Source organism: Terrabacter sp. RAF57 (assembly GCF_052113925.1).
Lineage (GTDB): Bacteria > Actinomycetota > Actinomycetes > Actinomycetales > Dermatophilaceae > Terrabacter.
The window spans coordinates 1-5,247 of the sequence record NZ_JBFRDT010000049.1 but is presented as its reverse complement, the minus strand read 5'-3'; the positions used below and the strand labels follow the sequence as shown (position 1 = coordinate 5,247).

The window sequence follows — 5,247 nt, the reverse complement described above, 5'->3', positions numbered from 1 at the left end:
TCATGGTCGTCGGCGTCGTCGTCCGCGTCGACGTCGTAGAACTCGGGGCTGTCCTCGTCCTCGTCGCCGAGCAGATCGGTGACGTCGACACCGTCGAGCTCCTCGAGCCGCTCCGCCGCATCGGTGGTCAGCTCGTGGTCGGCATCCGCCGCCCGGGCGAACCAGTCACGTGCGACCTCGAGGTCGCCGGCGGCCAGCTTCGCGTCCGCGTAGGCATAGAAGAGCCGCGCTGCCGACGGGCGGTTCTGGTTGATCCGCTTGACCAGGTCGCTGAGACCGGCGACGGCGGCATCGAGCTGACCGAGGTCAYGGCGGATCCCGGACACCACGATCGCCAGCTCGACACGGTCGTCGATCGCCAGGTTGGCAGCCTCGTCGGACTGGGCGAGCTCGAGCGCCTTGTCGTGGCGTCCAAGGGCACGCTCGCAGTCCACCATGAGCGGCAGCAGGTGACTCGAACCCGAGAGCCGGCGGACCGTGCGGAACTCCCCCAGAGCCCGCGCCCAGTCGCCGAGGCGGTAGGCAACGAGGCCGAGGGACTCACGGGCCGCCGGGACGCGTCCGGCGCGGCGCACGGCGGTCTCGGCGTGGGCCAGGGCTGCCTCGGGTTCGACGTCCAGCAGCTCGGCCACCATGACGAGGTGCTGGGCGACGCCCTCTGCGTTCTCCTTGGAGAGCGTGCGCAGCTGGTTCTTGACGCCCCGGTCCACCTCGTGGCCCGTGACACCCTCGCGGATGGCGGGCTCGGGCTTCCTCGGGGACTTCGGGGTCAGCCGAGCGCCACCGCGACGGTCGTCGTCCTGGGGACGACCCGATCCCCCTCGAGGGCGGTCGTCGAAACGTCGGGGACCACGGTCACTACCGCCGCCGGAGCGACGGTCGTCCGAGCGGTAACCGCCGCGGTCACTGCCGCCGCCGGAGCGACGGTCGTCCGAGCGGTAGCCACCGCGGTCACTGCCGCCGCCGCTCGAGGGGCGGTAACCGCCACGGTCGCTGCTGCCGCCGGAGCGACGGTCGTCGGAGCGGGAGCCACCGCGGTCACTGCCGCCGCCGCTCGAGGGGCGGTAACCGCCACGGTCGCTGCTGCCGCCGCTGGAGCGACGGTCGTCCGAGCGGTAGCCACCACGGTCACTGCTGCCGCCGCCGGAACGACGGTCATCGGAGCGGTAGCCACCACGGTCACTGCCGGTGCTCGAACGACGGTCGTCCGAGCGGTAACCCCCACGGTCACTGCCGCCTCCGCTCGAGGGACGGTAACCSCCRCGATCGCTGCCGCCGCCGGAACGACGGTCATCGGAACGGTAGCCACCACGGTCACTGCCRCCTCCGCTCGAGGGACGGTAACCGCCACGATCGCTGCCGCCGCCGGAACGACGGTCATCGGAACGGTAGCCACCACGGTCACTGCCACCTCCGCTCGAGGGACGGTAACCGCCACGATCGCTGCCGCCGCCGGAACGGCGATCGTCGGAGCGGCGATCGTCGGAGCGGTAGCCACCACGGTCACTGCCGCCGCTGGAGCGACGATCATCCGAGCGGTAGCCACCACGGTCATCTCGACGCGGACCCGACGATCGGGGTGCGCCCGACCGGGGAGCCCCTGAGCTCCGGCCGGCGCCACTGCCTCGTGCGGGACCTCGCTGGCCGCCGTCGCGGTCGCGTCGGTCGCCTCGGCTGTCGTTGCCGTCCTGGTCACTCATGTTCATCATCCTTCCGCGCCGACCGCGGCCGGCGCCACCTCTGGTGTCGTCGAGCACAAAAAGAAAGAGCGCCCCAGTCGGATCAATGAAGTTCCGTTGTCCGGCTGCGTCCTACTCTCCCACACCGTCACCAGTGCAGTACCATCGGCGCTGAAGGGCTTAGCTTCCGGGTTCGGAATGGAGCCGGGCGTTTCCCCTTCGCTATGACAGCCGAAACTCTATGGAGATATCAATTCAGTGGGTGGTGTTCCCGTTTGTATCTCGGGAACCGCACAGTGGACGCGTAGCATCTTTGTAAGTCAAGTTATCGGCTTATTAGTACCGGTCAGCTCCACACATTGCTGTGCTTCCACATCCGGCCTATCAACCCAGTAGTCTAGCTGGGAGCCTCTCGCCCTCGCGGGCCTGGAAACCTCATCTTGAAACGTGCTTCCCGCTTAGATGCTTTCAGCGGTTATCACTTCCGAACGTAGCTAATCAGCGGTGCTCTTGGCAGAACAACTGACACACCAGAGGTTCGTCCATCCCGGTCCTCTCGTACTAGGGACAGCCTTTCTCAAGTTTCCTACGCGCACAGCGGATAGGGACCGAACTGTCTCACGACGTTCTAAACCCAGCTCGCGTACCGCTTTAATGGGCGAACAGCCCAACCCTTGGGACCTACTCCAGCCCCAGGATGCGACGAGCCGACATCGAGGTGCCAAACCATGCCGTCGATATGGACTCTTGGGCAAGATCAGCCTGTTATCCCCGGGGTACCTTTTATCCGTTGAGCGACGGCGCTTCCACAAGCCACCGCCGGATCACTAGTCCCGACTTTCGTCCCTGCTCGACATGTCTGTCTCACAGTCAAGCTCCCTTGTGCACTTACACTCGAAACCTGATTACCAACCAGGCTGAGGGAACCTTTGGGCGCCTCCGTTACCTTTTAGGAGGCAACCGCCCCAGTTAAACTACCCACCAGGCACTGTCCCTGATCCGGATCACGGACCGAGGTTAGATATCCAGAACGACCAGAGTGGTATTTCAACGTTGACTCCACCATCACTGACGTGACGGCTTCACAGTCTCCCACCTATCCTACACAAGCCGTACCGAACACCAATACCAAGCTGTAGTAAAGGTCCCGGGGTCTTTCCGTCCTGCTGCGCGTAACGAGCATCTTTACTCGTAGTGCAATTTCGCCGAGTTCGTGGTTGAGACAGTGGAGAAGTCGTTACGCCATTCGTGCAGGTCGGAACTTACCCGACAAGGAATTTCGCTACCTTAGGATGGTTATAGTTACCACCGCCGTTTACTGGCGCTTAAGTTCTCAGCTTCGCCGTGAGGCTAACCGGTCCCCTTAACGTTCCAGCACCGGGCAGGCGTCAGTCCGTATACATCGTCTTGCGACTTGGCACGGACCTGTGTTTTTAGTAAACAGTCGCTTCTCCCTGGTCTCTGCGGCCGATCACGCTCAGCCAGCTAGTGGCGTCACGATCAGGGCCCCCCTTCTCCCGAAGTTACGGGGGTATTTTGCCGAATTCCTTAACCACGATTCACTCGATCGCCTTGGTATTCTCTACCTAACCACCTGAGTCGGTTTGGGGTACGGGCGGCTCGAACCTCGCTAGAAGTTTTTCTCGGCAGCATAGGATCACCCTCTTCCCGCATTCGCGGTCACTATCAGGTCTCAGGCTTCATGCGACCCGGATTTGCCTGGATCGCGCCCTACACCCTTGGACGTGGACAACCATCGCCACGCGGAGGCTACCTTCCTGCGTCACTCCATCGCTTGACTACTACCAGATCGGGCCGTGCGCTCCACACACCCGATGGACCCGAAGGTCCGGTGGGCGTGCTTCAGGCACTTAGCATCACAAGGTTCGTCATGGGCGGTCCTTCGCCGGTTCCGGAATATCAACCGGATGTCCATCGACTACGCCTGTCGGCCTCGCCTTAGGTCCCGACTTACCCAGGGCAGATTAGCTTGACCCTGGAACCCTTGGTTATTCGGCGGACGGGTTTCTCGCCCGTCATTCGCTACTCATGCCTGCATTCTCACTCGTGTGGCCTCCACGGCTGGTTCACACCGCCGCTTCCCTGGCCACACGACGCTCCCCTACCCATCAACACGCCTGGACACCGAACCCGCAGGTGTCGGTGCCGAGCAGTATGTCAATGCCACAGCTTCGGTGGTGTGCTTGAGCCCCGCTACATTGTCGGCGCGGAATCACTTGACCAGTGAGCTATTACGCACTCTTTAAAGGGTGGCTGCTTCTAAGCCAACCTCCTGGTTGTCACAGCAACTCCACATCCTTTCCCACTTAGCACACGCTTAGGGACCTTAGCTGGTGATCTGGGCTGTTTCCCTCTCGACTACGGAGCTTATCCCCCGCAGTCTCACTGCCACGCTCTCACTTACCGGCATTCGGAGTTTGGCTAACGTCAGTAACCTGGTGAGGCCCATTAGCTATCCAGTAGCTCTACCTCCGGCAAGAAACACGTGACGCTGCACCTAAATGCATTTCGGGGAGAACCAGCTATCACGGAGTTTGATTGGCCTTTCACCCCTACCCACAGCTCATCCCCTCAGTTTTCAACCTAAGTGGGTTCGGTCCTCCACGCAGTCTTACCTGCGCTTCAACCTGGCCATGGGTAGATCACTCCGCTTCGGGTCTAGACCCAGCGACTCAAACGCCCTGTTCGGACTCGCTTTCGCTACGGCTTCCCCACACGGGTTAACCTCGCCACTGAGCACTAACTCGCAGGCTCATTCTTCAAAAGGCACGCTGTCACCCCACACGCCCAACGGCGGGAGGCTCCAACGGATTGTAGGCACACGGTTTCAGGATCTATTTCACTCCCCTCCCGGGGTACTTTTCACCTTTCCCTCACGGTACTTGTCCGCTATCGGTCACCAGGGAATATTTAGGCTTAGCAGGTGGTCCTGCCAGATTCACACGGGATTTCTCGGGCCCCGTGCTACTTGGGAAATCCACCGGGAGTCCACACCATTTCGTCTACGGGGGTCGCACCCTCTATGCCGAGCCATTCAATGCTCTTCGACTATGACGCAGATTTCTTACTCCCCGCCGACCTGTCAGAGCCRGCTGGTGGGTCCCACGACCCCGAACGTGCAACGCCTGACAGCTATCACACACGCCCGGTTTAGCCTCATCCGCTTTCGCTCGCCACTACTCACGGAATCACATGTTGTTTTCTCTTCCTGTGGGTACTGAGATGTTTCACTTCCCCACGTTCCCTCCACACACCCTATATATTCAGGTGCGGGTGACTGGACTTGCCTCCAGCCGGGTTTCCCCATTCGGAAATCCTCGGATCACAGTCTGGTTATCGACTACCCGAGGCTTATCGCAGATTCCTACGTCCTTCTTCGGTTCCTGGTGCCAAGGCATCCACCGTGTGCCCTTAAAAACTTGACACTACAAAGATGCTCGCGTCCACTGTGAAGTTCTCAAAATACAACCGGCACCCCACACCCACCACAAGCACAGCTCGCGATCTCGGCAGGGCCCACAACCAGAAAAACCAGCCCACACACACC

2 protein-coding genes and 2 rRNA genes are annotated in these 5,247 nt (G+C 61.5%); all 4 read right to left on the bottom strand.

Annotated elements, in window-relative coordinates; translation table 11 throughout:
• On the bottom strand, nt 1–710 hold a 710-nt coding region (locus tag AB4Y83_RS22620), incomplete at its 3' end, for a tetratricopeptide repeat protein (protein ID WP_442298273.1).
• Nucleotides 711–769: 59 nt separating this feature from the next.
• Nucleotides 770–1,696: a hypothetical protein gene (locus AB4Y83_RS22615; RefSeq protein WP_442298272.1), complete on the bottom strand. Its 927-nt coding sequence runs from the start codon at nt 1,694–1,696 to the stop codon at nt 770–772.
• Between the two features lie 102 nt (nt 1,697–1,798).
• Nucleotides 1,799–1,915, bottom strand: a 5S ribosomal RNA gene (rrf, locus tag AB4Y83_RS22610).
• An 80-nt stretch (nt 1,916–1,995) separates the two neighbouring features.
• Nucleotides 1,996–5,125: ribosomal RNA gene (locus AB4Y83_RS22605) — 23S ribosomal RNA — on the bottom strand.
• Between the last annotated feature and the right edge of the window lie 122 nt (nt 5,126–5,247).